General features: G+C 72.6%; 20 protein-coding genes, 1 pseudogene and 1 riboswitch. Of the genes and pseudogenes, 9 read left to right on the forward strand and 12 right to left on the reverse strand.

Translation table 11 applies throughout. The features are described from left to right. The first annotated feature begins 8 nt into the window (after positions 1-8). A complete protein-coding gene (glmS, locus tag QWU11_RS43245) occupies positions 9-1,811 on the forward strand; it encodes a glutamine--fructose-6-phosphate transaminase (isomerizing) (protein ID WP_290120410.1) in 1,803 nt (600 codons plus the stop codon). On the opposite strand, the pseudogene rho reads toward glmS, so the two are convergent. Beyond that, positions 1,808-2,938: pseudogene (gene rho, locus QWU11_RS43250) on the reverse strand (transcription termination factor Rho); the annotation flags it as partial. The gene glmS and the pseudogene rho overlap by 4 nt on opposite strands. Before the next feature lie 400 nt (positions 2,939-3,338). On the opposite strand from rho, the gene QWU11_RS43255 reads away from it, so the two are divergent. Continuing rightward, complete coding sequence (locus tag QWU11_RS43255; RefSeq protein WP_290120411.1) at positions 3,339-4,616, forward strand: histidine kinase; 1,278 nt, start codon at positions 3,339-3,341, stop codon at positions 4,614-4,616. A gap of 7 nt (positions 4,617-4,623) precedes the next feature. Continuing rightward, positions 4,624-5,274, forward strand: a complete 651-nt coding sequence (locus QWU11_RS43260) for a response regulator transcription factor (RefSeq protein WP_290120412.1) — start codon at positions 4,624-4,626, stop codon at positions 5,272-5,274. On the opposite strand, the gene QWU11_RS43265 is transcribed toward QWU11_RS43260, so the two are convergent. The 3 genes from QWU11_RS43265 to QWU11_RS43275 form a co-directional block, all read right to left on the reverse strand. After that, the gene (locus QWU11_RS43265; RefSeq protein ID WP_290120413.1) at positions 5,261-5,965 is read right to left on the reverse strand and encodes a lysophospholipid acyltransferase family protein; all 705 of its coding nucleotides are present in this window, start codon (positions 5,963-5,965) and stop codon (positions 5,261-5,263) included. The two genes, QWU11_RS43260 and QWU11_RS43265, sit on opposite strands and share 14 nt — an antisense overlap. A gap of 152 nt (positions 5,966-6,117) precedes the next feature. After that, a complete protein-coding gene (locus tag QWU11_RS43270) occupies positions 6,118-6,747 on the reverse strand; it encodes a maleylpyruvate isomerase N-terminal domain-containing protein (RefSeq protein ID WP_290120414.1) in 630 nt (209 codons plus the stop codon). A gap of 276 nt (positions 6,748-7,023) precedes the next feature. Next, positions 7,024-7,434, reverse strand: coding sequence for a plectin (locus QWU11_RS43275; protein WP_290120415.1), 411 nt, complete (start codon positions 7,432-7,434; stop codon positions 7,024-7,026). A 112-nt stretch (positions 7,435-7,546) separates the two neighbouring features. Here QWU11_RS43275 and QWU11_RS43280 point away from each other — a divergent pair, with 112 nt between their 5' ends. Beyond that, a complete protein-coding gene (locus tag QWU11_RS43280) occupies positions 7,547-8,086 on the forward strand; it encodes a TetR family transcriptional regulator (protein ID WP_290120416.1) in 540 nt (179 codons plus the stop codon). A 110-nt stretch (positions 8,087-8,196) separates the two neighbouring features. Next, entirely contained in the window at positions 8,197-9,063 is an 867-nt protein-coding gene (locus tag QWU11_RS43285) for an oxygenase MpaB family protein (RefSeq protein ID WP_290120417.1), read from the forward strand. A gap of 24 nt (positions 9,064-9,087) precedes the next feature. Here the strand turns inward: QWU11_RS43285 and QWU11_RS43290 are convergent, their stop codons facing one another. Genes QWU11_RS43290 through QWU11_RS43300 form a run of 3 tightly spaced genes read right to left on the reverse strand, consistent with a single transcriptional unit; the run spans position 9,088 to position 11,581 of the window. Next, positions 9,088-9,675, reverse strand: a complete 588-nt coding sequence (locus QWU11_RS43290) for an LUD domain-containing protein (RefSeq protein WP_290120418.1) — start codon at positions 9,673-9,675, stop codon at positions 9,088-9,090. Further along, a complete protein-coding gene (locus tag QWU11_RS43295; protein ID WP_290120419.1) occupies positions 9,672-10,817 on the reverse strand; it encodes a 4Fe-4S dicluster domain-containing protein in 1,146 nt (381 codons plus the stop codon). The genes QWU11_RS43290 and QWU11_RS43295 overlap by 4 nt, the downstream gene beginning before the upstream one ends. Next, positions 10,814-11,581 carry a (Fe-S)-binding protein gene (locus tag QWU11_RS43300; RefSeq protein WP_290120420.1) on the reverse strand — a complete coding sequence of 256 codons (768 nt, stop codon included), beginning with the start codon at positions 11,579-11,581 and terminating at the stop codon, positions 10,814-10,816. Before QWU11_RS43300 ends, QWU11_RS43295 begins: the two co-directional genes overlap by 4 nt. A 309-nt stretch (positions 11,582-11,890) precedes the next feature. Between QWU11_RS43300 and QWU11_RS43305 the strand changes: the two genes are divergently transcribed. Beyond that, positions 11,891-12,094 (forward strand): DUF5999 family protein, encoded by a 204-nt coding sequence (locus tag QWU11_RS43305; protein ID WP_290120421.1) that lies wholly within the window; start codon positions 11,891-11,893, stop codon positions 12,092-12,094. Positions 12,095-12,148: 54 nt separating this feature from the next. On the opposite strand, the gene QWU11_RS43310 is transcribed toward QWU11_RS43305, so the two are convergent. Further along, positions 12,149-12,757 (reverse strand): alpha/beta family hydrolase, encoded by a 609-nt coding sequence (locus QWU11_RS43310; RefSeq protein ID WP_290120422.1) that lies wholly within the window; start codon positions 12,755-12,757, stop codon positions 12,149-12,151. Between the two features lie 84 nt (positions 12,758-12,841). Between QWU11_RS43310 and QWU11_RS43315 the strand changes: the two genes are divergently transcribed. Beyond that, entirely contained in the window at positions 12,842-13,270 is a 429-nt protein-coding gene (locus tag QWU11_RS43315; protein WP_290120423.1) for a PPOX class F420-dependent oxidoreductase, read from the forward strand. Here the strand turns inward: QWU11_RS43315 and QWU11_RS43320 are convergent, their stop codons facing one another. From QWU11_RS43320 to QWU11_RS43335, 4 genes are all read right to left on the reverse strand, one after another. Next, entirely contained in the window at positions 13,271-14,401 is a 1,131-nt protein-coding gene (locus QWU11_RS43320; RefSeq protein WP_290120424.1) for a tetratricopeptide repeat protein, read from the reverse strand. It abuts the gene before it with no gap. A 739-nt stretch (positions 14,402-15,140) separates the two neighbouring features. After that, a complete protein-coding gene (gene gcvP, locus QWU11_RS43325) occupies positions 15,141-17,975 on the reverse strand; it encodes an aminomethyl-transferring glycine dehydrogenase (protein ID WP_290120425.1) in 2,835 nt (944 codons plus the stop codon). A 164-nt stretch (positions 17,976-18,139) separates the two neighbouring features. Further along, positions 18,140-18,237: riboswitch (glycine riboswitch) on the reverse strand. A gap of 68 nt (positions 18,238-18,305) precedes the next feature. After that, positions 18,306-19,142 carry an ABC transporter permease gene (locus tag QWU11_RS43330; protein ID WP_290120426.1) on the reverse strand — a complete coding sequence of 279 codons (837 nt, stop codon included), beginning with the start codon at positions 19,140-19,142 and terminating at the stop codon, positions 18,306-18,308. Then, positions 19,142-20,095: an ATP-binding cassette domain-containing protein gene (locus QWU11_RS43335; protein WP_290120427.1), complete on the reverse strand. Its 954-nt coding sequence runs from the start codon at positions 20,093-20,095 to the stop codon at positions 19,142-19,144. The genes QWU11_RS43330 and QWU11_RS43335 overlap by 1 nt, the downstream gene beginning before the upstream one ends. Positions 20,096-20,210: 115 nt before the next feature. On the opposite strand from QWU11_RS43335, the gene QWU11_RS43340 reads away from it, so the two are divergent. Continuing rightward, positions 20,211-21,008 (forward strand): TetR/AcrR family transcriptional regulator, encoded by a 798-nt coding sequence (locus tag QWU11_RS43340; protein WP_290120428.1) that lies wholly within the window; start codon positions 20,211-20,213, stop codon positions 21,006-21,008. Between the two features lie 84 nt (positions 21,009-21,092). After that, positions 21,093-23,549: a lysylphosphatidylglycerol synthase transmembrane domain-containing protein gene (locus tag QWU11_RS43345; protein WP_290120429.1), complete on the forward strand. Its 2,457-nt coding sequence runs from the start codon at positions 21,093-21,095 to the stop codon at positions 23,547-23,549. Positions 23,550-23,570 lie beyond the last annotated feature (21 nt).

Raw genomic sequence — 23,570 nt, forward strand, 5'->3', positions numbered from 1 at the left:
GAGACTCCATGTGCGGAATCGTGGCTTACACCGGACCGCGGGACGCCGTCCCGATCCTGACCGAGGGACTGGCCCGCCTGGAGTACCGCGGGTACGACTCGGCCGGGCTCGCGGTCACCGGCCGCTCCGGTGACCTCCGGGTCCGCAAGGCCGAGGGGCGCGTCGCCGCGATGGCGGCCGGGCTGCCCGCGCGGTTCAAGGGCAACGCCGGCATCGGGCACACGCGCTGGGCCACGCACGGCGAGCCCAGCGACGCGAACGCCCACCCGCACGTCGCCGGAACCGTGGCGGTCGTGCACAACGGGATCATCGAGAACGCCGACGAGCTGCGTGCCAAGCTCACCGCCGACGGGATCGAGCTCGTCTCCGAGACCGACAGCGAGGTCCTGCCGCACCTGATCGCACGGTCGGACGCCGCCGATCTGGAGGACGCCGTACGCGAGGCGCTGTCGCAGATCGTCGGCACGTACGGCATCGCCGTCGTGGACACGCGCCACCCCGGGGTCCTCGTCGTCGCCCGCAACGGCAGCCCGGTCGTGCTCGGCATCGGGGAGAAGGAGATGTTCGCGGCCTCCGACGTCGCGGCGCTGGTCCGCTACACGCGTCAGGTCGTGCACCTGGACGACGGCGAGCTCGCCACGATCCGGCCCGACGGGTTCCGCACGTCGACGCTCGACGCGCGGGCCACGAGCAAGGAGCCGTCGGTCATCGAGACCGAGGAGGCGGCCTACGACGCCGAGGGCTACACGCACTTCATGCGCAAGGAGATCCACGAGCAGCCCGCGGCGGTCGAGCGGGCACTGCGCGGGCGGCTCGACGCGCGGTTCCACACGGCGCACCTGGGCGGGCTCGACCTGGACCCGCGCGAGGCGCGGGCGATTCGGCGGGTGAAGATCCTCGGCTGCGGCTCGGCGTACTACGCGGGACAGATGGGCGCGCAGCTCATCGAGGAGCTGGCGCGCATCCCGGCGGACGCGGAGCCGGCCTCGGAGTTCCGCTACCGCAACCCGGTGGTCGAGGCGGACACGCTCTACGTCGCGGTGAGCCAGTCCGGCGAGACGTACGACACGCTCGCCGCCGTGCAGGAGCTGCGGCGCAAGGGCGGCCGGGTCCTCGGCGTCGTCAACGCGGTCGGCAGCGCGATCGCCCGTGAGTGCGACGGCGGCGTGTACCTGCACGCCGGGCCGGAGATCGCGGTGGCCTCGACCAAGGCCTACATCTCGACGGCGGTGGTGTTCGCGCTGCTCGCGCTGCACCTGGGGCGGATCCACGACCTGTCGCCCGCCGACGGGCGGCGGATCGCCGAGGGGCTGCGGGCGCTGCCGGGCCAGATCGAGGAGATTCTGGCGCAGGAGGACCGGATCGCGGGCCTGGCCACGGATCTGGCGAAATATCGCAGCATGCTCTTCGTGGGCCGCGTACGCGGCTGGCCGGTCGCCCGCGAGGGGGCGCAGAAGTTGAAAGAGGTCTCCTACGTTCACGCGGAGGCATATCCGGCGAGTGAGCTCAAGCACGGACCGCTCGCGCTCGTCAGTCCCGAGCTGCCGACGGTCGCGATCGTCCCGGACGACGAGCTGGCGGACAAGAACCGCTCGACCCTCGGGGAGATCCGCGCGCGGCAGGGCCGGGTGATCACCATCGGCCATCGCGCGGCGGGCGAGGACGCGGTCGTCGTGCCCAAGAACGAGCCAGAGCTCGATCCGATCCTGCTGACGATCCCGCTCCAGCTCCTGGCGTACCACGCCGCCGTTGCCCTCGGCCACGACGTCGACAAGCCCCGCAACCTGGCCAAGAGCGTGACGGTCGACTAACGAGCGACCTCGCGGAGGATCTGGGTGAGGAACTCCGCGTTGGAGGAGGTGTCGCGGAGCTTGCCGATAAGGAGTTCGAGGGACTCCTGAGGGCCGAGCGCGTGCAGGACCTGACGCAGCCGGCCCACGGTCTCCAGCTCGGCGGGGGACATGAGCAGGTCGTCGCGGCGGGTGCTGGAGGGCGCGATGTCGACCGCCGGGAAGATGCGCCGGTCGGCGAGGTCGCGGCGGAGCCGCAGCTCCATGTTGCCGGTGCCCTTGAACTCCTCGAAGAAGACCTCGTCCATGCGTGAACCGGTCTCCACGAGCACCGACGCGAGGATGGTCAGCGAGCCGCCGTCCTCGATGTTGCGGGCGGCGCCGAGGAAGCGGCGCGGCGGGTGGATGGCCGTGGTGGCGACGCCGCCGGCCAGGATGCGGCTGCTGGAGGGCGCCGCGATGTTGTACGCCCGGCCGAGCCGGGTGATCGAGTCGAGGATGACGACGACGTCGTGGCCGAGTTCGACCAGCCGCTTTGCCCGCTCGATGGCGAGCTCGGCCAGGGCGATGTGGTCGCTCGCCGGGCGGTCGAAGGTCGAGTCGATGACCTCGGCGTCGACCGAGCGCCGCATGTCGGTGACCTCTTCGGGGCGTTCGTCGACCAGCACGATCATCACGTGGCAGTCCGGGTCGTTGGCCCGGATCGCCTTGGCGATGGCTTGCAGGATCATCGTCTTGCCCGCTTTCGGCGGGGCGACGATGAGGCCGCGCTGGCCTTTCCCGATGGGCGCGACCAGGTCGGTGACGCGCCCGATGAGTTCGTTCGGGGCGGTCTCCAGGCGCAGCCGCTCCTGCGGGTAGAGAGGCGTGAGCTCGGCGAATTTCGGCCGTGCGGCCGCGCGGTGGGCGGGCAGGCCGTTGACGGTGTCGAGGCGGACGATGGTGCGGAACTTCTCCCGGCGGTTCCCCGGCCGGGGGCCGCGTGCCATGCCTTCGACGTGGTCGCCCTGGCGCAGGCCGTACTTCGTGACCTGGGCGAGGGAGAGATAGGTGTCGCCGGGGCCGGCCAGATAGCCGGAGGTCCGTACGAACGCGTGCTTGTCGTCGATGTCGACGATGCCCGACACAGGGGTCGAGGGGTTCTCCTGGCCGGCCGTCCCATCGGGTGCGGCGGGCCTTTCGGTGGTAATGGTGGTCATCAGGGTCCTTTCGGAGAGAAGCCTTCGCGAAGAAAGGCCGAAAAGGGCACGCGGCAACGCGCGCCGTCACAAGGGAAGAGAAAAGGCGACCCGGGAACGCGTACGCCCTGCGTACGCCAGAGGTTCACGAGAGCGATCTCAGGAGGAAGATTTACCGCCCGCGAGGAGTGATGTGGGGGGTACAGACCTCAGCCTCACGGCCGGGAAACGCCTATCCGAAGTAATCCGGAATCTTCAGCGCTACGGTAAGCGTATAACACGGCGCCGTTATTCCGCCAGTCCGGCGCGCCCGTCTACCTCGCTCGTCCGGGGGAGGTGACACGCGGCGCGCTCTGCGAGGATCTGGGGCATGAGATCCGTGGTCCGCCCGCTGGTCAGCGTCGTCACGTACCGGCGCTGGACCTTCCTGCTCGGCGGCACCGCGCTCCTCGTCCCCTACCTCCTGATCTACGCCGCGTTCGCGTCGGTCATGGACTCCTACCGTCAGCAGACCACCCACAGCCTCTTCGAGGGGCTGTCGATGCTGTTCGCCTTCATGGTGATCTCCGGCGCGGTGGCCTTCCTCCCGGCCGTACGCGTCCTGTGCCGGACCGCGGCCGAGACACTGCTGGGCGTGGCGCTTCCGCATGAGACGCCGGAGGGCCTGCGCTCGTGGCGCTCGCGGCGGCGTACGGCCGTGTGGTGGCTGCTGCACATCGGGTTCGGCGGCTCGGCCGGGTTCACCGTGGTGGTCGGCGTGCCCGCGGTGATCTACCTGCTGGAGGCGCCGTTCACCGAGCACGACCTCGGCCGGCGGTTCCTCGGCCGGCCCCTGACGTTCGAGCCGGTCTGGTCGGTGACGCTCGCCCTGGTCGTGCTGCCCGCGATCGTCTACCTGGGCGCCGGCGTCGGCGCGCTGTTCGCGCGGCTCGCGCCGATCCTGCTCGGGCCCTCCCCCGCCGACCGGCTGGCCCGGCTCGAACGCCAGGCCGAGCAGCTGATGGAGCGCAACCGGCTGGCGCGGGACCTGCACGACTCGGTCGGCCACGCGCTGACCGTCACCACGCTGCAGGCCGCCGCGGCCGCGCGGCTGCTCGACACCGACCCGGAGTTCGCCCGCCGGGCGCTCACCGCGATCGAGGAGACCGGGCGCACCGCCCTGGAGGACCTCGACCACGTCCTCGGCCTGCTGCGCGAGGACGTGAGCGCCAAGACGCCGCAGCGTACGCTCGCCGACCTCGGCGGGCTCTTCGGCCAGACCCGGTCGGCGGGCGTCGAGGTCGACGCGCGGATCGGGCCGGTCGAGGAGGTCCCGCCGGTCGTGTCGCGCGAGGCGTACCGGATCGTGCAGGAGGGCCTGACCAACGCGCTCCGCCACGCCGGCAAGGTGCGGGTCACCGTACGGCTGGCGGTCACCGGCTCCCGCCTCGAGCTCGAGATGGTCAACCCGGTCGCCGGCGCGGGCCCGGCCCGCGCCGGCGGCGGTCGCGGGCTGCGCGGCGTCCGCGAGCGTGTCACCATCCTCGGGGGCCGGATGAGCGCCGGGATCGACGACGGGCGCTGGCGGGTCTTCGTCGCCATCCCCGTGGTGCCGTGGTCGGGCGGCGAAACCCCGGCGGACGACGACAATCGGCGTGCGGGAGTGTGAGGGACCGGTGACGGACGTTCTGATCGTGGACGATGAGGTGCTGATCCGCACCGGGCTGCGGGCCATCATCGACGCCGAGCCCGGCTTCACGGTCGTCGGCGAGGCCGGCGACGGCGCGGAGGTGCTGCCGATGGTGCGCAGCCTGCGCCCGGACGTGGTGATGATGGACGTCCGGATGCCCGCGGTCGACGGCATCCAGGCGACGCGGACCATCCTCGGCGCGGTCCCCGACCCACCGCGGATCCTCGTCATCACGACGTTCGAGAACGACGACTATGTGTACGAGGCCTTGCGCGCCGGCGCGAGCGGCTTCCTGCTCAAACGCGCCCGCCCCGAGGAGATCCTCCAGGCGCTGCGCACCGTCGCGGTCAGTGACTCACTGCTGTTCCCGGCCGCGATCCGCGGGCTCGCGGCCCGGCACGCGGACCGCGGGCGCGAGGCCGACCGGCTGCGGCGGGCCCGCCTGACCGACCGCGAGGGCGAGGTGCTGGAGCTGATGGCGCGGGGCCGGTCGAACGCCGAGATCGCCGGCGAGCTCGTGGTGAGCGTGGAGACGGTCAAGACGCACGTGGGCAACCTTCTGGCCAAACTCCACGCCCGCGACCGTACGCAGGCCGTGATCCTGGCCTACGAGTCCGGCTTCGTCAGTCCGTCTTGACGTCGCCCTTCTTCACCGAGGAGGCGTAGACGTCGACGTACTCCTGCCCCGACAGCGCCTGGATGGCCGCCACGATCTCGTCGGTGGCCTTGCGCAGGTCGGCGCCCTCGGAGTAGCTCAGCGGCTCGCCGAACCGGATCACCGGGCGCATGATCTTGCGCGGCATCCGGTAGCCGGTGGGCTGGATGTCGTCGGTGCCGATGAGGGCGCAGGGGTGGACCGGAGCGCCGGACTCCACCGCGAGGCGCGCCACGCCGGTCTTGCCGCGGTAGAGCCGCCCGTCCGGTGACCGGGTGCCCTCCGGGTAGATGCCGAACAGCCGGCCCTCCTTGAGCACGCGCAGCGCGGTCTCCAGCGCGTCGGCGGCCTCCGACCCGCCCCGGCGGTCGACCGGGATCGTGCCGACGCCGCGGAAGAAGGCGGCCATCACGCGGCCCTTGATCCCCTTGCGGACGAAGTAGTCGTCCTTGCCGATGAAGACCAGCTGTCCCGGCACGACGAGCGGCAGGAAGAGCGAGTCGCAGAACGAGAGGTGGTTGGCGGCGATGATGCCCGGCCCCTTGGGGACCGTGCCGGAGACCTTGGGCCGGAACAGCAGGCGCAGGAACGGACCAAGCAGGATGTGCTTGAGCAACCAGAAGAACACGGTCCAGCCTTCCACCGAGGGGTGCCCGACAGTCTGACGCCTCACCTCCCGATGCGTCGGTGCGGGGGCGTTACAAGAAACAGGTGACGGTTCTTGTACCACACCCGCACTTGACGTGTCCGCCCACGCTTTCGAGCGTAGCGCGACACGCCGATGAAACACCGGTCTGCGCGCAAGCCGCGAGCGCGAGACGCCGCTCAGGCGGGCTGCCAGTCCGGGGCGCGACCGGAGGCGCGCAGGACGGCCTCCCAGCGGTCGCCGCCCATGGGTGCGGGCAGGTGGGGCACGCCCGTACGCCAGGCGGCCTCGACGACGTCCGGGCGGCTCGGGCGGTGGTCCTTGTCGAGCGCGCGGGCCAGATCCCACGCGTGCAGGTGCCATTCGACGCACACCGCGCCGGCGTAGTCGCCCGTTGTCAGCTTGGTGCCGCGGTAGGACAGGTAGGGTTCGTCCCATACGTCCGGCAACCGGTCGGCGTACGCCTCAGCCGAGACCGCGAACGCCACGATGTGCTCGCGTCCCGTGGCGGCGGACAGCACGGCCAGCTCGGCGGCGTTCTGCCGGGACAACTGGCGTACGAGGAGCGCGGCGGGCGCGTCCTGGGCGAACAGGCGGGAAAGGCGGCTGTCCGGCGCGTCGTTGAGGTACTCATGGAAGTTCTCCGCGACGCAGCGCAGGTGCCCGGCGAGGTCGATCGCGGCCCACTCCCGGCAGGGCGTCGGCACCGACCAGTCCGAGAAGTGCGCGGCCAGCTCACAGATCGCGACGACGCCCTCTCTGCACGCGTGCAGGAGGTCGCGCCGGTCTGGCGGCGGCCTGCGCTCCAAATGATCCCCCCGGACAGAGCACTTCCTACTGACTCGCTTCGCCGCAAGCGGACCGGGCGCCGTGGCCCACGACGATTTCCCTGAGCTGGTGGGTTCTCAGAGCCGGACGGCCCATGCCATCGAGCCGTGTTCACGCTGGTCGCGCGCACGAGACGATCAACGTCTGCCGCCCAGTGTGCACACCGGGCGGCATGGTGTGCGGTCAGGTCACCGTGCTGATGACCCGATGCAAGCGAACGATCTACGAGACGGCGGGCAACGGCGAACGGCCCGGTCTCAGCTCGCGACCGACGGGCTGGTGCGGAAGGTCAGCTTGTGCGTCTCGCGGAGCGTGCGCAGGCGGTCGACCTCGTCCGTGTAGGGGCGGACGGACGGCTTGGCGCGCGCCCGGCGCGCGGCGATCTGGGCGGCACGGCGCTGCTTGGCGTCGCCGTGCTCGTAGGTCTTGGTCCCCATGGCGACGCGCTCGGCGGCGTCGGCCGCGGCGATCGCGTCGTAGAGCGCGCGCTCGAAGCCGATCGCGAGCGGTCGCACCTCGCCGGACGGGCGGCGCTCGGCCTGGGCGGAGCGGAGGCGGGCTTCCGCCTCCTGCGCGCCGTCGAGCCTGTCGCTCAGTCCGGCGGCAAGCTCCTTGTCGGCGGCGTAGCGCTCGGCGACCTCCGGGCTCGTCTTGCGACCCAGGCTCATGACGGCGCTCCTCTCCCTTGTTGCGGTCCGTGCCCAAGAGTAGAGGGTGGCGGGGGGTGACATGCGGTTGGGACACTTCCGGGCCGTCGCCTTTACATAGTAAGGTGCGTCCATGTCCCAGAGACCGCCGCTCACCCGTGAGCGCATCATCGAGACCGCGCTCCATCTCATCGACGGACAGGGCCTCAGCCGCCTGACCATGCGCCGGCTCGGCGACGCCCTCGAAGTGGAGGCGATGGCGATCTACCACCACCTCCCCCACGGCAAGGAGCAGCTGCTGGAGCAGCTGATCGCCTACGTCGCCGCGCATCCGGTGCCGCCGGGCGCCGGCAGCGCCCGGGACCGGCTGCGGTCCTGGGCGGGCGGCTACCGCGAACGCCTCCTCGACCACGTCGGCGTGATGCCGCTCATCGTGACGCGCCGCAACCCGGGCGCGCTGGCCGCCACGACGCAGTCCGTCCAGGACCTGCTGCGCACCGCCGGCCGGACCGAGGCCGAGGCGGCGGTCGGCGCGCACACGGTGCTGGGCTACCTGCTCGGCACCGTCGCCCTCGAGGCGCGCGAACGCGCCGCCGAGACGACGCCGGCCGGCCTCGACCAGGACGCCCGTTTCCTCGCGGGCCTCGACGGCGTCCTCGCCGGGTTCGCCTGAGTCCGACACACGAAGAGCATCCGTTCCGTCACTGTGAGCCATGCCACTGCACAGGGCCGGGCCTCTCCCGTACGATCGGCTCGCCGAGACACTCACCCCGGAGGGGCTGGATGGCGCGATACTCCCGGCTTCGGCGGATTCAGCGGCTCGACCCCGAGCGCGACTACCAGGAGATCTACCGGCTGAGCGCGGAGTACGAGTTCCCCTGGGAGGTCACCCGGGCGCTCGAGCTGGCGCTGTTCCGCACCTACGCGGTGCCCTCGATCGGCGGCCTGCTCGACCGCACCGGTGAGTTCACCGACCGGGGGCAAAAGCGCTACGACGACACCGTCGTCCTGCTGTACGAGACGACGCGCGACGGCGGCATGGACTCCACCCAGGGCCGGGCCGCGGTCCGCCGGATGAACAAGATCCACGGCCGCTATCCGATCAGCAACGACGACTTCCTGTACGTCCTGTCGACGTTCGTGGTCGTGCCGGTGCGCTGGATCTCAAAGTACGGCTGGCGGCCCTACAGCCGGCACGAGGTACGGGCCACGGTCAACAACTTCCGCCACATGGGCCGTCTCATGGGGCTGAAGGGCGTCCCGCGCACCTACGAGGAGTTCTCCTCGCTCATGGACGACTACGAGCGCAAGCACTACGCCTACAGCGAGCCGAACCGGCGGGTGGCCGAGGCGACGATCGCGATCTTCCAGGGCTGGTTCCCCCGCTTCGCCCGGCCGCTCGCGCGCCAGGGCGTGCTCGCCATGACCGACGCGCCCCTGCGGCAGGCCCTCGGCCTTGGAAGCGCGCCGCGCGCGATGGAGGTCGCCGCGGACCGGGGGCTGCGCGCCCGCGCGCTGCTCGTACGGCTGATGCCCGCCCGCCCGGAGTTCCTGCCGAAGCGGCCGCGGCCGCGCACCTACCCCGGCGGCTACACGCTCGGCGAGCTCGGACCGGCCTGGGCCTGCGAGCACGCGGCACGGGCCCACTGATCAGTCCTCGACTCAGTCCTCGACTCAGTCCTCGACGATGAGGATCTCCAGCGTCCGCCCCTCCGGCGGGCCGCTGATCCAGCTCAGCGGGTGGTACGGGTCGAGGCGCCGGACCGCCTCCGGCACGGTGCCCACGATCTGGTCGGCGTGCACGACGCACAGGTGGTGGCGCGGGATCAGGGTGAGCGCGCGGCGCCCCTGCCCGCGCCCGCCGTCGAGCACGACGGTGCCGGTCTCGGCGATGGCGAGCGCGCAGCCGGTGACCACGCCGTCCATCTCGGCCAGCGCGGCCGGGTCGAGCGGCGGGTCGTCGGCGAGCGGGCGCACTCCGTCTAGGCCGGTGAGCCAGGCGCGTGGCAGGTCGGCGGGGACCGCGACGCGCTTGGCCTCGCGCGCCCACAGCATGGCGGCCATCGCGACGGCCAGCTCGTCGGCGGCCACGTGGCGTACGGCGGCCTGCCCCGCCGCGACCCGCTCGCCGAACCGCGCGATCACGTCGCCGCGCGCCAGCTCCGAGTGCCGCCGGTAGCCGCGCGGCACGGGGACGCCGCAGCCGTCCCGGCCGGGAGCGGCGGCGCGCACCCGGCGCAGGATCTCCTCGCGCGCGCTCATCGCGCGCGCCACCAGGCGCGGAAGGTCTGGCGGGGCGGCGCGGGCAGGTCGCGGGCGTCGGTCCACTTGCCCAGCAGGCCCGGCAGCCGGCGGATCTTCCCGTCGCGCGCGAGTAACCGCGCCCAGCGCGCCCGGCGCACGAGGGTGCGCTCGTAGCGGCGCTGGTCGGCCATGCTCCACGCGACGCCGCGCATCAGCAGCAGCTCGGGCGTCGGCACCGGACGGGCGCGGCGCGACTCCACGACGCGCCCGCGCAGGTGCGCGAGCAGCCCGGGAATGTCGATCTTCACCGGGCACACGTCGCCGCAGGCGCCGCACAGCGTCGAGGCGAACGGGAGCGAGGCCGCCAGCGGCGCCTCGACGCCGTGGACCTGCGGGGTGAGCACCGCGCCGATCGGCCCGGGGCGGCCCGGGGAGTAGGGGCGCGGCCCGGCGCGCTCGAAGACCGGGCACACGTCGCTGCAGGCCGAGCAGTGCACGCACCGCAGCGCCTCCCGCCCGACGGGGTCGGCCAGCACCTTCGTACGGCCGTTGTCGACCAGCACGAGCTCGAACTCTCCCGTGCGGGTCGCGACGGCCGGGTGCATCGGGCGGCCGGCGCCCGCGCGGGACAGCAGCTGGAGCAGCACCTCCAGGTCGGCCCAGTCCGGCACCATGTCCTCCAGGCCCGCCACCACGACCAGCGCGGCGGGGAAGGTAAGGCCCTCGCCGCGGTCGGCGACGACGAGCGTGCCCGTCTCGGCCACCAGGAACCCGGCCCCGACGACGGCCGCCTTGGTGTGCGGGCCGGGCTCGCCGCCCGCCAGGCCGATCTCGTCGGTGACGTCGGAACGGACGAGCGCGGCCTCGGTGTCGGCCGGGAGCAGGCGATGGACGATCCGGCGCGCCTCGCCGGCGTCGCGGGCCCAGTGCACGTGCCCGCCCTCGTCGAGCACCGCGGCCTCGAGCGCCTCCAGATGGGTGCCGAGGTCGCCGAGCGTGCGGTCGCGGATCGCCGCGCCCGCCTCGCGCAGGAGCTCCCAGTCGGGCGCCTCCTTGACCGCCTCCGTGCGGCGCGCCCGCGCGTCGGCCGCCGCACGGCGCCGGACGCGGCGGCCACGGGGGTCGCCGAGCTCGGGCCGGGCCGCGTCGGAGAACCTCATGGCACGTCCGTCCGCGGTGCAATATCGGATGACCGAAAAGCGGCCGGAATGTCGGCCCGTTCGCCCGTGCCGAGCCCCGACGCGAGGATCTCGGCGAGGTGCACGGCGCGTACGCCGCTGCGCAGACGGGACAGCGCACCGCCGATGTGGGTGAGGCAGGAGTCGTCGGTGGCGCACACGACGTCGGCGCCGGTCTCGTGGATCCGCGCGATCGTGTCGGCGACCATCGCCACCGACATGTCGGCGTTCTTCATCGCGAAGGCTCCGCCGAATCCGCAGCACTCGCCGGCGTCGGGCAGCTCGGCGAGCTCCAGATCGCGGACCGCGCGCAGGAGCCGCAGCGGCCGGTCGCCCACACCGAGCGCGCGCAGCGACTGGCACGTCGGCTGGTAGGTCACCCGGTGCGGGTAGGACGCGCCGACGTCGGTGACGCCCAGCACGTCGATGAGCAGCTCGGACAGCTCGCAGACGGGTAACCCGGCCAGGGCCGGGTCCATGCGCGGATAGGCCGTCCGCACCGTGGCGGCGCACGAGGCGGACGGGGTCACGACCACGTCGTGACCGCGGAAGATCTCGGCGAACCGGCGCGCGAGCGCGGTCGCCTCCGGGTGGTATCCGGTGGTCCAGTGCAGTTGACCGCAGCAGGTCTGCGCCGCCTCGAAGGTGACCTCGTGTCCGAGGTGTTCGAGCAGACCGACGACGGCCCGTCCGGTGGCGGGAAACAGCGCATCCCCCCAGCACGTGACGAACACGGCGATGCGCACGCGGGCTCCCCTTCCCTCCGACGCAGTACAGCATCCTAGGGCGGAGATTCAAGACTGATCATGGAAACTCGAACAGAGTCGCGGTCTGCACCAAGAGTTGTTCTTTGGCCGTTATTGATGCGAGTGTGGACCGATAAGCCGTAAAGTGATCTGTGTCACCGGTGAGTACTGGGAGGCGAAGGGGCCAACTGGAAAACCCCCCGGCCGTGCTATGTCGCCGCGAGGTGAACCACAGCACACTTGACAACGTCTCACTGGAAGAGACACACACCGCACATCGACCCAGTAGTCAAGACCGGAGGCACGCGGATGTGCCAACATCAGCCGCCATGTCCTAACGCGACGGCGCGTGACCGTGAGGCCGCACGCACCGTCACGTGTCACCCCGAACAAGGGTGGAGTCTCCTCTGCAACGGCATCGTGCTGTTCGAGGACACTGGCGAGCTGCTTCCTGACGGGGAAATCATCGCTCCACACCGACCGACGGACCTTCCTGCTCCATCGGCGGCCTGACTCGTTCCTCGTTCACGGGGGACTAGTTCTTTCAGGTGATCATCCTCGGGGGATTCAGCTCTGACCGCTCCACCGACCCAGCCACTCGGCTGCGACCGCTCCGACCCTTGACGGGTTTCGGGCGAGATCGTGCCGCTCCCCTGTCGCGACGTGCACGCACGTCGCGTCGGCCGGATCCGGGACTCCGAACGGGTCGCGGTCGCCGTTGACGACCACGACCTCCACTCCCGCGCCGCGCAGCTCGCCCTCTCTCGTCTTCGCCGGGTTCCACGGCGGACGTAGCGGGAACGCCAGCGCGAGCACGCCGCGCGCGCCGGCCTTCAGTGCCGTACGGCACGCCACCCGGGCTCCGTTGCTGCGCCCGCACTGGATCAGCGGCACGTCGCCGAACGGCTCACGTACCTGCGCGACGACGCGCAGCCACGCCTCGTCCTGCCCGTCCGCCGCCCCCGGCGAGCGCCGGCCCGCCAGGCGGTAGGGCTGTGTGACCCCGGCCACCGCGCCGCCCAGCCGTAGCGCCTCCTCGCGCACGGCGAGCAGGTCGGGCGCGTCCACCCCGCCGTTCGAGCCGTGGGTGAGGAACAGCAGGAACGCCGCGTCCTCGCGGTCTGGCGGATGGTCCAGCGCGACCTCGGCCGGCCCGGCCGGCGTCACGATCTCCACGTCGGCTCCATGTCACGCACCGTACTACCCCAGGTCCGGCCGCTCGCCGGTGCGGCCCGCCGCCGTACGGGACACAATGTGATCATGGCTGCGAAGATGACCACGGATGAGTGGCGGGCGTTCGTCTCGGCGGGGACGCGTACGGGCAAGGTCGGGGTCACCACCGGCGACGGCGCGCCGCACGTCACCCCCATCTGGTTCCTGCTCGACGGCGACGACCTCGTCTTCACCACGGACAAGTCGGGCGCCAAGGGCGTCGCCCTGCGTCGCGATCCGCGCGTCAGCCTGTGCGTGGACGACGACGAGCCGCCGTACTCCTTCGTCGCGCTGTGGGGCACCGCGTCGCTGTCGTCGGACCCCGGTGAGCTGCGGCGCTGGGCGACCGCGCTCGGCGGGCGTTACATGGGCGCCGAGCGCGCCGAGGAGTTCGGCACGCGCAACGGCGTGGCCGGCGAGCTGCTCGTCCGCGTACGGATCACCAAGGTGGTCGCGCTGCGGGACATCGCCGACTGATCACTCGCCCTCGGGCCAGTTGGAGGGCAGCGCGGGTGGCCGCGGGTCCGCGGCCTCGCCGAGCCGCGCGTCGAAGCTCTCGCGCAGGGCCTCTCCCCAGGGGTAGCCGGCGGGGACGCCGACGAGCTGCTCGAGCAGGTCGCGGACGTCTTCGGGCAGGCCGTCCGTGCCCTCCGCGTAGCGCATGGCGGCCAGCGCGTAGATGTGGTCGAGCGCGCCGAACACCTCACCGGTCAGCACCGGGAGTGCGCCCGCGCGCAGCGCGGCCTCGATGTCGTCCTCCCACCACAGGTGCTCGCCGCCGTCCGCGGCGAACGTGCGCCGCAGCCGGGCGCGTACGTGCTCGCCGAGCTCGGGGTCGGCCAGGCCGCGGCGCCACACCTCCTGCGCCGACTCGTCACGGCCGCGCAGCGGGAGCGTGCGCGCCAGCAGCTCGATGGCGAGCGGCACGACCTCCGGGTCGGCCTCGTCGGTCGGCGTGACGCTGCCGAAGGCCGCGATCGCCTGCTCCAGGTGGGCGATGCCGAGGTTGACCGCGAGACGCGCGTGCGTCTGCGGGTCCTGCTTTCGGTCGAACACCTCCAGCGCGCCGTCGAGGGCGCGCTGGGCCCGCGCGGGCTCGCCCCAGTCGAGCAGCCGCAGCGCGAGGTCGTGCGCGGCGACCGGGGCGAAGCGCTCGTCGCGGGTGGCGATGACGCGCTCCCACCATTCGCAGGCCTGCGCCGCGTCGCCGTCCTCGTCGGCCAGCTGCGCGAGCGCGAGCAGGGCGGGCGGCAGGTAGGCGGCGTTGCCGAAGTCGACGACGGCCTGCCAGGCCTCCCGCGCCGCATCGCGTTCGCCGGAGCGCTCCCACGACAGCGCCAGGTGGTAGGCGGCGCGCGCGCCGTACTCCGGATCGCGGGTCTCGATCGCGACCCGGTCGGCCGCGCGGGCGCCGTCATGGTCGCCGGTGCCTTCGAGCACGACCGCCAGGCCGAGGGCCGCCTGCGCCCGTTCGGAGTCCTCGCCGGTCTCCAGCACTTCGCGGAACAGCTCGGCGGCCTGGTCGAACCGGCCACCCTCCGCGTGCCCACGTGCCTCGTCGAGGCGGGTGGACGGACTCGCGGCCGTCTCGTCCGGCGGGGTCGTCATGACTCGCTCCAGCTCTGGGGGGTCCCGTCGCCGGACGTGTTCACCGGCGCCTCACAGGCGTCGTTCGCACTCATTTCCGTGCCCTTGGGGGTAGGCGGCGTGTGGGACGAGCCTAACGGGACGAAGGCCGTCAAGTCCCGCAGCGCCGCGGCCATGTCCGGCACGGGCCACCGAGAACCGCCGCCGCCGTACGGTGAAGGGAGGTGTCCCGGGCCGGTGCGCGGACTTCGCGGCCACGACCGCCCGCGGCGACCGGTCCGCGGTCGGCCGCCGGCCCGACCGCGAGGCGGACGCAAGCCCGTCGACCGCGGCCGCCCGCTCACGGCCGCCGTCGGGCGGGGCGTGAGACCCTCGCGCCGCCGCATGCGGACGCCCGGGACCAACGCCGCAGGCTGACCGCGGCCACCCCGTACGCGCGGGTGGCCTTCCGACCCCTGCAGCGCGCGGTCGGGAATCGAGCGGGCTGCCGCGACCCGTCGCGCCGCCGCACGGGGAGGACCCGGACGCCGCAGGCCGAAGGCCACCGGCGCGTACAGGGTGACGGCGGTCTTGGCCGTGATCAGCGCGGCGCCGCGGGAGTCGCTCAGGGCGGCCTCCGCCGGCGTGAGGTCGCCGCCGCGCCGCGCCGGCCAGACCCATCCGCCCTCGGCCCGGCGCGCGCGGTCTCGATCGTCCGCGAGGCGCGCTGCTCCGTACGCCGGGCCGGGATCCCCGGAGGGCCCGGCCCGGCGGCGCGCGGTCAGGACTCGAACGCCTCCGGTGGTGGGCAGGAGCAGACGAGGTTGCGGTCACCGTACGCCTGGTCGATGCGGCGGACCGGCGACCAGTACTTGTTCTCCCGCAGCGACGCGAGCGGGTAGGCCGCCTCCTCACGCGTGTAGGAGTGCTTCCAGTCGACGGTGAGCAACGACGCCGCGGTGTGCGGGGCGTTCTTCAGCGGGTTGTCGTCAGGGTCATAGTCCCCCGCGGCGACCCGCTCGATCTCCAGCCGGATCTCGATCATCGCGTCGCAGAAGCGGTCGAGCTCGGCGCGGTCCTCGCTCTCGGTCGGTTCGATCATCAGCGTGCCGGCCACCGGGAAGGCCAGGGTCGGGGCGTGCAGGCCGTAGTCGATGAGCCGCTTGGCGACGTCCTCGGCGGTGACCTTCGTCTCCTTGGTGATCTTCCGGATGTCGATGATGCACTCGTGCGCGACGAGGCCGCCGCGGCCGGAGTAGAGGACCGGGTAGTGGTCGGCCAGCCGCTTGGCCACGTAGTTGGCGGCGAGGACGGCCGCCTCCGTCGCCTCGCGCAGGCCGTCGGGGCCCATCATCGCGATGTAGGCCCACGAGATCGGCAGGATGCCCGCCGAGCCCCACGGGGCCGCCGAGATCGGGCCGCTGCCGGTCTCCGGACCGGCCTCGGGCCGCAGCGGGTGGTTGGGCAGGTGCGGCACCAGGTGCTCGCGCACGCCCACCGGGCCGACGCCCGGGCCGCCGCCGCCGTGCGGGATGCAGAAGGTCTTGTGGAGGTTGAGGTGGGAGACGTCCGCGCCGAACTCTCCCAGGCGCGCCAGGCCGACGAGCGCGTTGAGGTTGGCGCCGTCGACGTAGACCTGTCCCCCGGCGTCGTGGACGCTCTTGCAGACCTCGCTGATCGTCTCCTCGTAGATGCCGTGCGTCGAGGGGTAGGTCACCATGATCGCGGCAAGGTCGTCGCGGTGCTTGTCGATCTTGGCGTGCAGGTCGTCCAGGTCGATGTCGCCGGTCTCGACGCTCTTGACGACGACCACGCGCATCCCGGCCATCACCGCGCTCGCGGCGTTGGTGCCGTGGGCCGAGGAGGGGATCAGGCACACGTTGCGGTGGGCCTCGCCGCGCGCCTCGTGGTAGCCGTGCACCGCGAGCAGGCCGGCCAGCTCACCCTGGGAGCCGGCGTTCGGCTGCACCGACACCTTCGCGTACCCGGTGATCTCGGCGAGCCAGGACTCCAGCTCACCGATCAGCTCGACGTAGCCGCGCGCCTGCTCCAGCGGGGCGAACGGGTGGATCTGGGCGAACTCCGGCCAGGTGATCGGCTCCATCTCGGTCGTGGCGTTCAGCTTCATCGTGCAGGAGCCGAGCGGGATCATCGACCGGTCCAGCGCGATGTCCTTGTCCTGGAGCCGGCGCAGGTAGCGCAGCATCGCCGTCTCCGAGCGGTGCGCGTGGAACACCGGGTGGGTCAGGAAGTCGCTGTCGCGCCGCAGCTCCGCAGGCAGCGCCGAGGACTCCCCGTCCGGGGCGGACGCCCCGCCGAACGCCCGCAGCACCCCGGCGACGTGCTCGTCCGTCGTCGTCTCGTCGCAGGAGACCCCGACGTGGTCGGCGTCGACGGCGCGCAGGTTGATCCCCTGCTCGCGGGCGGCCTGGACGATCTCCTCCGTACGGCCCGGCACGCGGGCCAGCACCGTGTCGAAGAACGCCTCGTGGACCACCTCGGATCCGAGGTCCCGCAGCCCGGCGGCGAGCCGGGCGGCGTGGCCGTGCACGCGCTCGGCGATGCCCGTCAGGCCCTCGGGACCGTGGTAGACGGCGTACATGCTCGCCATCACGGCGAGCAGCACCTGGGCGGTGCAGATGTTGCTGGTCGCCTTCTCCCGGCGGATGTGCTGCTCGCGGGTCTGCAGCGCGAGCCGGTACGCCCGGCCGCCGTCGCCGTCGAGCGAGACGCCGACGAGGCGGCCCGGGAGCTGGCGCTGGATGCCGTCGCGTACGGCCATGTAGCCGGCGTGCGGGCCGCCGAAGCCGTACGGCACGCCGAAGCGCTGGGTGGTGCCGACCGCGATGTCGGCGCCGAACTCCCCCGGCGCCCGCAGCAGCGTCAGGGCGAGCAGGTCGGCGGCGACCACGACCTGGGCGCCGCGGTCGTGCACGGCCTCGGCGAGCCCGGTCAGGTCGCGTACGGCGCCGCTCGCGCCCGGATACTGCAGCAGCGCGCCGAAGAAGTCCTCCTCCGGCAGGCCGCCGGACAGGTCCGCGACGACGACGCCGATGCCGAGGGGCAGCGCGCGGGTGCGGATCACCTCGATCGTCTGGGGCAGCACGTCGGCGTCGACGAGGAAGGTGTCACCGCTCCCCCGTGGCGCCACCCGGTGCGCCAGCGTCATCGCCTCGGCCGCGGCGGTGCCCTCGTCCAGCAGCGAGGCGTTCGCGACCGGCAGCCCGGTGAGGTCGGCGACCATGGTCTGGAAGTTGAGCAGCGCCTCGAGCCGCCCCTGGGAGATCTCCGGCTGGTACGGCGTGTACGCGGTGTACCAGCCGGGGTTCTCCAGCACGTTGCGCAGGATCACGCCCGGGGTGACCGTCCCGTAGTAGCCCAGGCCGATCATCGAGGTGAGGACCTGGTTGCCCGAGGCCAGTTCGCGCAGTCGCGCCAGCGCGTCCACCTCGCTGAGGGCGGCGGGCAGCTCCAGCGGGCGGCCGGTACGGATCCGGGCGGGCACGGCGGCGTCGATCAGGGCGTCGACACCGTCATATCCGGCGATCTGCGCCATTTCGGCGCGGTCGGTCGCCGAGGGACCGATATGGCGGCGGGCGAAGGGGACCTCGGTCATCGGGAGCCTTCCAGAGAGGGCGGGCGCGGGCACCACCGGGCATGCCGATGGCCGGTCTCCCCCTCTGTCACCTGGACCTGAGAGCTTCGCCGCGGTTGCCGCGGCTTGCACCTTCGGTGAGGGCAGGCGGCCGGATGACCGCGAACCCCGCTTTCCAGAGGTGCCTGGCCCACGCGGTCCTTTTGCCTGAGAGGTTCCGGGGAGGTTTGCTCCTTCGGCGCTCCGGCGCTGGCTGTGCCGGAGTCTCTCCCGCGTGGGTTCGACGGCGATCTCCAGCCTACCGGAGGCTTGTTGCGCGAGCGTAAAGCGCTCGGCCGCCGTCCGAAAGGCTCAGCGCTCGACCGTGCGGTAGCGGTGGACCGCCAGCGGAGCGAAGATCATGATCAGTCCCACGGACCAGACCAGCGTCGCCGCGACCGGATGCTGCAGCGGCAGGGCGATGTGCCCGGACCGCGGCACGCCGGGGTTGCCGAACAGGTCGCGAGCCGCGGCGACGGCCGCGCTCACCGGGTTCCAGTCCGCGATGGTCCGCAGCCAGGCCGGCATCCCCGCGGTGGGCACGAAGGAGTTGGACAGCATCGAGAACGGGAAGATCAGCGGCACCAGCTGGTCCGCCGTCTCCTCGTTCTTCACCAGCAGACCGAAAAGGACGCCGGCCCACGACAGGGCGTAGCGCATCAGGATCAGCAGGCCGAACGCGGCGAGCGCGGACAGGATGCCGTGGTGGATGCGCCAGCCGACCGCCAGGCCGCAGGCGGCCAGGATGACCATGCCGACGAGACCGACCAGGATGTCCGCTCCGACCTGCCCGAACGGCACGGCGGACCGGGCCATCGGCATCGAGCGGAAGCGGTCCATGACGCCCTTGGAGGCGTCGGTGGCGACCGCCATCATCGTGCTCATGAGGCTCGTGAGCGTGGTCATGGCGAACAGCCCCGGCAGGAGGTACTCCCGGTAGTTCCCGCCGCCCGGCACCTTGATCGCACTTCCGAAGACATAGCCGAAGAGCACGATCATGATGGCCGGGAAGACGACCGCGCCGACGAGCTCGCCGGGCTGGGACTTGAGCTGGACGAGGTTGCGCCAGACCACGGTGGTGCCGTCCGCGAGCGCCCAGCGGACGCGGCCGGCCACGGTCGCCGGGGGTGCGGGGAGTTCGAACGCCATCAGCCGCTCACCTTCTCTTCGATCTTTCCGGTCAGGCGGAGGAACACCTCGTCGAGCGTGGGACGGCGCACCGCGACGTCCTCGACCGCGACGCCCGCGCGGTCCAGCTCCCGTACGACGGCCGGGAGGCTCATCGACTCGCCGCCGACGGGCACGCTCACCCGCCGGGCCACCGGGTCGGTGTCGGGCTCGCCGATCCGCGCCAGCACCGCGACCGCCTCCGGCAGGCCCTGCGTCTCGGGCACCACGACGTCGATCCGGCTGCCGATCTCGGCCTTGAGCTCGTCCGGGGAGCCCGTGGCGATCACCGTGCCGGTGTCCACGACGGCGATGCGGTCGGCGAGCTGGTCGGCCTCGTCGAGGTACTGCGTGGTCAGCAGCACGGTCGTGCCCTCGGCGACGAGCTCCCTGATCGTCTCCCAGATCTCGCCCCGGCTGCGCGGGTCCAGCCCGGTCGTCGGCTCGTCCAGGAACAGCACCGGCGGCGCCGTGATCAGGCTCGAGATCAGGTCGATCCGGCGGCGCATGCCGCCGGAGTAGGTGCGGACCGGGCGGTCGCCGGCGTCGGCGAGGCCGAAGCGGGTGAGCAGCTCGTCCGCACGCAGGGCGGCGGCCTTGGCCGGCAGGTGGTAGAGCCGGCCGAAGAGGCGCAGGTTGTCCCGGCCGCTGAGCTTTTCATCCATCGAGGCGTGCTGCCCGGCCAGGCCGATGCGGTAGCGCACCTTGTCGGCGTCGCGGAGCACGTCGTAACCGGCGACCCGCGCCTGACCGGCGTCGGGCGTCGTGAGCGTCGCCAGGATCCGCACCGTCGTCGTCTTGCCGGCGCCGTTCGGGCCGAGCAGCCCGAAGACGCTCCCCCGCGGCACCTCCAGGTCGACTCCGCGCAGCGCCTCTGTGCGCCCGAAGCGCTTGCGCAAGCCCTCGGCCCAGACGGCCGATTCGGAACTGTTCATCGTGGATCTCCTCTTACTGCGTACCTTGTACGCGCAGTGGGTACACCGTACGCACGACTGCGTACGTTGTACAACCGCTGGTAGGTTGTACGCGGGTTCCGGATGAGAGGGCGGTATGGCAGATTCGGCGGATTCGGCAGGTGAGGGCCCGGACGCGGTCCTGCGCAAGCTGGCCGATGAGTACGAGGAGCAGCGGGCGAAGGACCCTCGCCTGAAGCCCGTGCTATGGGAGCGCGTCGAGGGCTCCTCCCGTGGCCCGCGCCCGGCTCTGACGCACGACCAGATCGCCCGCGCCGCCGTCGAGATCGCCGACGCCGACGGCCTGAGCGCGGTGTCGATGCGGCACCTGGCCGAGCGCCTGGGCGTCGCCACGATGGGCCTCTACCGCTACGTCACCGGCAAGGACGAGGTCTATGAGCTGATGCTGGACGCGGTGGCCGCCGAGGTCGAGCTGCCGGACGCCGGCTGGCGCGAGGTCGCCGACGCGTACGCGCGGCAGCTTCGCGCGCTGAGCCTCCAGCACCGCTGGATGCAGCAGGCCTACACCCGCGTGCCGTCCGCGCTGTCCCCGGCCAACCTCGCCCTGACCGAAAGGGCGCTGGGCTCCATCGACGGTCTCGGCCTCGACGTCGACACGATGATGGCCGTCTTCGGCACCGTCGGCTCCTTCGCCCGCGGCGCCATCGTCGCCGAGGTGGCCCAGCTCGACTCCCTGGAGCGCCGCGGCTGGGCGGACGAGGACGACGTGCGGATGGCCTACCTGCCCTGGGTGCGCTGGATGTTCGGCACCGGGCGCTATCCGACCCTCAGCCGCTACATCATCGAGGGCTCGAACGAGGACGACGCGGAGTGGCAGTTCGAGTTCGGCCTGCGGTGCGTCCTGGACGGCATCTCGGCCCGCCTCGGCATCTGAACGGACGGCTCCGCGAGGCCCGCTTTCGGCCTCCGGCGGGTGTCCCCCGGGTGAGCCGGGACCCGGGCTGGGAAGATTCCTCTCGTGCCCGCCAACGAATCCCCCGGCCCGCCCCGCGACGGTGACATGCTGACGCGGGCCCCGGACGCGGCCGCCCGCGACGCGGCGCCGGATCCGCTCGTCGAGGAGCCCTCTCTCCCGGCGCGCATCCGCCGGCCGGCCGACGCGATCCGGTTCCTGCTGTCCGTCGGGATCATCGTCGTGATCCTCGGGCTCGCGCACATCGCGCGGCAGACGACCAGCGGGCTCGCCTCCGACATCACGCACGGGACCGAACAGGCCCCCCACCTGCTGCTCACGCTCGCCGGGCTCGCCTCCGGGATCGGCGTCCTCGCCGTCCCGGTCGCCTTCGGCGTCGACCGGCTCATCCACCGCGACGGCCTGCGCATCGCGATCGGCGTGCTCGCGGCGGTCGTCGCGCTCGGCGTGTCCCTCGCCGTCGACTCGTGGGTCACGGCCGCCGGCATGCGCGACCTCGCCTGGTACCTGACGTGGAAGCGGCACGGCGGCTGGTTCCCCGGCCCGGCGCACATCGACATCACGCCCGTCATCGCGTACGTCACGGCCGTGCGGCTCGGCGGCCGTACCCGCTGGCAGCTCGTCACCTGGCTCGTCATCGGCCTCGACGCGGTGGCCGCGCTCGCGGCGGGCGGGATCACGCCGCTCGCCATCGTCACGACCTACGTCATCGGACGCGCCATCGGCTACGGCACCCTGTACGCGGCCGGGTCGCCCAACACGCGGCCCCCGGGCCGGGCCGTCATGGCGGCGCTGCGGCGGCTCGGGCTCGATCCGGTCCACGCCACGCGCACCTCCGGCGACCACGACGACTCACGCGGGTACGGCGCGACGCTCGCCGACGGCCGCACCATCCACGTCACGGTGCTCGACCGCGACCAGCAGACCTCCGACCTGCTCTACCGGCTGTGGCGGCGCGTACGGCTGCGCGGCGGCACGCCACGGCGCACGATCCGATCGCTGCGCCGGTCGCTGGAGCAGGAGTCGCTGATGGCCTACGCCACCGCGTCGGCGGGCGCGGCGACGCCACGGCTCCTGGCCACCTCCGAGGTCGGCAGCGAGGCGGCGCTGCTCGCGTACGAGGACGTGCCCGGGCGCACGCTCGCCGGGCTGCCCGACGAGGAGCTGACCGACGAGCTGCTCACGGCCGTCTGGACCCTCCTCGGCACGCTCCAGAAGCACCGGCTCGCCCATCGCCGGCTCGTCGCGGACAGCATCCTCATCGACGCCGGCGGCGAGCCGTACCTCATCGACCTGCGCACCGGCGAGACCGCCGCCGGCGACCTGGCCCTGCGCATCGACCTGGCCCAGCTCCTGACCGACGTCGCGCTCCGGGTGGGGCCGGAGCGCGCCGTACGCACGGCGGCGGGCGTGCTCGGCCCCGAGTCCCTCGCCTCCGCCGTGCCGCTGCTGCAGAAGGTCGTGCTCGCCCGCAGCACGCGTACGGCGCTGCGCAGGGACAAGCGCCTCCTCAGCGGGATACGCGAGCGGATCCGCGTGCTCCGCCCGGAGATCGCCGCCGAGCCCGCCCAGCTCGACCGCTTCAGCCCGCGCACGCTCGTCAGCGTGATCGCCGGCATGCTCGGGGCGTACCTCCTGCTGTCCCAGCTCGGCAACGTCGACGTCGTCGCCCTCGCCTCGCACGCCGACTGGCGGTGGTTCGGCGTCGGTGTGGCCGGCTCGGCGCTGAGCTACCTGGCGGCGGCGTTCATGCTGATCGGCTTCGTGCCCGAGCGGCTGCGGCTGTCCCGTACGGTGCTGGTGCAGCTCGCGGCGTCGTTCGTCAAGCTCGTGGCGCCGGCCGCGGTGGGCGGCATCGCGATCAACACGCGCTACCTCCAGAAGGCCGGGGTCCCGGCGGGGCAGGCGGCGGCCAGCGTCGGCGCCTCCCAGGTCACCGGGATGGGCTGCCACGTGCTGCTGATCCTGTTGTTCGGCTACGTCACCGGGAGCGACACCTCGGGGCCGGCGCTGCCGCCGTCGCGGATCATCATCGTCGCGCTGCTCTCCGCGGCCGTGCTCGCGATCGTCGTCTTCTCGATCGGGCCGATCCGGCGGCTCATCACGTCGCGTACGCGGTCCCTGTTCGCCGGGGTGATCCCCCGGCTGCTGGACGTGCTCCAGTCGCCGAAGAAGATCGCCACCGGGCTGGGCGGCACGCTGATGCTCACGGCCGCGTTCGTCCTGTGCCTCGACGCCTCGATCCGGGCGTTCGGGGGTTCACTCGGCCTGGCGACGGTCGCCGTGGTGTTCCTCACCGGCAACGCGCTGGGCTCGGCCGCGCCCACTCCGGGCGGCCTGGGCGCCGTGGAGGGCGCTCTGTCGCTGGGCCTGACGCTCGCGGGCCTGCCCGCCGGGACGGCGACCTCGGCGGTGCTGATGTTCCGCCTGCTGACGTTCTGGCTGCCGGTGCTGCCGGGCTGGGCGGCGTTCTCCCACCTTCAGCGGCAAGAGGCGATCTGAGGCCCCTTGCGGGTCGTTCGG

This window comes from Actinomadura sp. DC4 (assembly GCF_030406325.1).
GTDB lineage: Bacteria > Actinomycetota > Actinomycetes > Streptosporangiales > Streptosporangiaceae > Actinoallomurus.

What these genes read in the sequence shown, in the direction of transcription:
- glmS (WP_290120410.1), top strand. Translation starts at nt 9, where the DNA reads ATGTGCGGAATCGTGGCTTACACCGGACCGCGGGACGCCGTCCCGATC.
- QWU11_RS43255 (WP_290120411.1), top strand. Translation starts at nt 3,339, where the DNA reads ATGAGATCCGTGGTCCGCCCGCTGGTCAGCGTCGTCACGTACCGGCGC.
- QWU11_RS43275 (WP_290120415.1), bottom strand. Translation starts at nt 7,434, where the DNA reads ATGAGCCTGGGTCGCAAGACGAGCCCGGAGGTCGCCGAGCGCTACGCC.
- QWU11_RS43280 (WP_290120416.1), top strand. Translation starts at nt 7,547, where the DNA reads ATGTCCCAGAGACCGCCGCTCACCCGTGAGCGCATCATCGAGACCGCG.
- QWU11_RS43285 (WP_290120417.1), top strand. Translation starts at nt 8,197, where the DNA reads ATGGCGCGATACTCCCGGCTTCGGCGGATTCAGCGGCTCGACCCCGAG.
- QWU11_RS43290 (WP_290120418.1), bottom strand. Translation starts at nt 9,675, where the DNA reads ATGAGCGCGCGCGAGGAGATCCTGCGCCGGGTGCGCGCCGCCGCTCCC.
- QWU11_RS43295 (WP_290120419.1), bottom strand. Translation starts at nt 10,817, where the DNA reads ATGAGGTTCTCCGACGCGGCCCGGCCCGAGCTCGGCGACCCCCGTGGC.
- QWU11_RS43305 (WP_290120421.1), top strand. Translation starts at nt 11,891, where the DNA reads ATGTGCCAACATCAGCCGCCATGTCCTAACGCGACGGCGCGTGACCGT.
- QWU11_RS43315 (WP_290120423.1), top strand. Translation starts at nt 12,842, where the DNA reads ATGGCTGCGAAGATGACCACGGATGAGTGGCGGGCGTTCGTCTCGGCG.
- QWU11_RS43320 (WP_290120424.1), bottom strand. Translation starts at nt 14,401, where the DNA reads ATGACGACCCCGCCGGACGAGACGGCCGCGAGTCCGTCCACCCGCCTC.
- gcvP (WP_290120425.1), bottom strand. Translation starts at nt 17,975, where the DNA reads ATGACCGAGGTCCCCTTCGCCCGCCGCCATATCGGTCCCTCGGCGACC.
- QWU11_RS43330 (WP_290120426.1), bottom strand. Translation starts at nt 19,142, where the DNA reads ATGGCGTTCGAACTCCCCGCACCCCCGGCGACCGTGGCCGGCCGCGTC.
- QWU11_RS43335 (WP_290120427.1), bottom strand. Translation starts at nt 20,095, where the DNA reads ATGAACAGTTCCGAATCGGCCGTCTGGGCCGAGGGCTTGCGCAAGCGC.
- QWU11_RS43340 (WP_290120428.1), top strand. Translation starts at nt 20,211, where the DNA reads ATGGCAGATTCGGCGGATTCGGCAGGTGAGGGCCCGGACGCGGTCCTG.